Raw genomic sequence first — 2,467 nt, 5'->3', positions numbered from 1 at the left:
TTTCAGTTAGGGTGTCCCCCCCAATTCCCAAAAAACAACTGGACTACCTCGCCACAGCAGAGGTGTTGGGAGTCTATATGGATGCTATAGGAGGGTCGTAATATTACAAAACCCATATGAAATAATGGATATCGAGGCTTACCTTCTTATTAGTCTGTCTTTTTTATGTTTTTATGAAACTAACTATTTCAGTTAGGGTGTCCCCCCAAATTCCCAAAAAACAACTGGACTATCTCGCCACAGCAGAGGTGTTGGGAGTCTATATGGATGCTATAGGAGGGTCGTAATATTGCAAAACCCATATGAAATAATGGATATCGAGGCTTACCTTCTTATTAGTCTGTCTTTTTTATGTTTCTTTTTATGTTTCTGTCTTTTTTATGTTTCTGTCTTTTTTATGTTCTAGTAATAAATCTGTATGTATCAATTTCATTCATGACGAGTAAGAATAATGTTGCATGCTAGGTTGGCAGAACTGGCACAGGTACTGCTTATTTATCAAATGTGCCCGATAGAGCACAATCGATGACTAGAAAAAAGTAACTTACTTATTAACTATTCATTGGTCGGATACAAATCCACTTAATTAATTACAAACAACCAATAAAAAGAATAGATATGGATTATTTACAACCACGTGAGCTGGCACAAAAAATGGTGGAAGCGGGTGAAGAGAAACTCTTCATGTCCACAAAGGACACACTCATTAGGAGTATAGGAGCGGGAGCATTACTCACGCTTGCAGCGTTCTTTGCTCTCACTGTTATTACGAAAACTGGCAGTTTGCTCACGGGAGCTATTTTGTTTCCCATAGGCTTTATCATGCTCAACATGCTGAAATTTGACCTTATTACGGGAGTTTTCACACTTTCACCTCTCCCAGTCATCAATGGCAGAGAAGGTTGCACATGGGCCAAGGTATTCCGTAACTGGTCTATAGTTTTCTGCGGTAACTTCATCGGTTCGTTGTTTGTGGTATTCTTGGCATCATTCAGCGTTAGATATGGCTACTCAGGAGAGACTTCAGAGATTTTTCCAGCATTCCACAAGCTACTTTCTAAGGTGGGTGAAGGCAGGACTCTAGGTTTCGAAAAATGGGGTATTGCAGGTTGGTTCACATGTTTCGTACGTGGAATCCTCTGTAATTGGATGGTATCCATGGGTGTCATCGGCGCTATCTACGCCCGTTCTACTATTGGTAAATTCTTCTGTATGTGGGCACCTATCATGTGTTTCTTCTTTATGGTGTTTGAGCACGCTGTAGTGAATATGTTCCTCTTTCCATTCGCTATGACAATGGGTGCTGACTTCACATTAGTTGACTTCTTCCTATGGAACGAGATCCCAACACTTCTTGGTAACTTCGTCGGTGGTTTCTGCCTCGTGGGACTACCAATTTACCTCACACACTTCAAAGTTGAGAAAAAAGCTCCACAGGTATAATAGGCACACATTAATTTCTTATAATTCGGCAGCTAGAGTTCATTCTCTAGCTGCCTTTCATAGTAATCTTGGATTCAATTAATAAACGCAACTTTTGATGGGCAGTAAGTAGTCTGTTAAATCAAAAAAGGAAAGGTCCGAAAATCCTTCCCTTTTGATTTAGTAAAAACTTCAATGCTGCCCGATCAAAAGAAGCTATGAAGTTCATTACATATGAAGAAAGACATACTATTGCTCACCTGCTAAGTCAAAACCTAAGCCCAGCACACATTGCGAGGCAGCTAGGCCGACATAAATCCACGATCACTCGTGAAATAAAGAGGAATGCTGATCAAAGAAACGGGAAATATTACTACGATCTAGCAAACCGTAAGGCTCAGAATCGGCAAAAAAGTAAACCTAAAAGATGCGACTACACGCCATCTATTTAAACTCATGTGGTGCAGGAATTAGCCAAGTGGCATAGTCCCGAGCAGATTGTTGGAGACGCTCTTAAACTCGGCATAGATTGCGTGAGTATCGAAACGATCTGCCTGAAAATATGTGCTGATAAAATGAAGGGTGGCAAGTTGTACGAGGATTTGCGCCGCCGCAGCAAACGTTACCGTAAAAGGGGGGCAGCGAAGGATCTACGCGGTAAAATCAGCAACGTAACTAGTATTGATAGGCGCCCCAGGAGTAGTTGACGAGCGGAAACGTTTGGGTGATTTGGAGATAGATTTGATAATCGGCAGCGGTCATAACGGAGCTATTTTAACCATCAATGACCGAGTAAGTGGTCTCCTAATTATGGAGCAACTAACTGGGAAGCAGGCTGCATAAGTAACTGCGGCAACAATCGCACGACTACAGCCTTACAAGGATCATATTCACACGATTACTTCAGATAACGGCAAAGAGTTCGCTGGTCATCAGGAGATAGCAAAGGCATCGGAAATTGACTTCTTTTTTGCTCATCCATATCAGTGCTTGGAAAGAGGATCTAACGAAAATCTAAACGGTCTCTTTCGGCAATATTAACCTG

1 protein-coding gene and 1 pseudogene are annotated in these 2,467 nt (G+C 41.5%); both read left to right on the top strand.

Annotated features, from left to right (window positions below; translation table 11 throughout):
* Positions 1 to 618: 618 nt before the first annotated feature.
* Positions 619 to 1,443: a formate/nitrite transporter family protein gene (locus tag BSZ32_RS17950; protein ID WP_105044687.1), complete on the top strand. Its 825-nt coding sequence runs from the start codon at positions 619 to 621 to the stop codon at positions 1,441 to 1,443.
* A 197-nt stretch (positions 1,444 to 1,640) separates the two neighbouring features.
* Positions 1,641 to 2,457 (top strand): annotated as a pseudogene (locus BSZ32_RS20680) (IS30 family transposase); the annotation flags it as partial.
* Between the last annotated feature and the right edge of the window lie 10 nt (positions 2,458 to 2,467).

Source organism: Rubritalea profundi (assembly GCF_002954445.1).
Classification (GTDB): Bacteria; Verrucomicrobiota; Verrucomicrobiia; order Verrucomicrobiales; family Akkermansiaceae; genus Rubritalea; species Rubritalea profundi.
The sequence above is the reverse complement of the archived record's forward strand: the minus strand, read 5'-3'. Positions and strand labels throughout refer to the sequence as shown.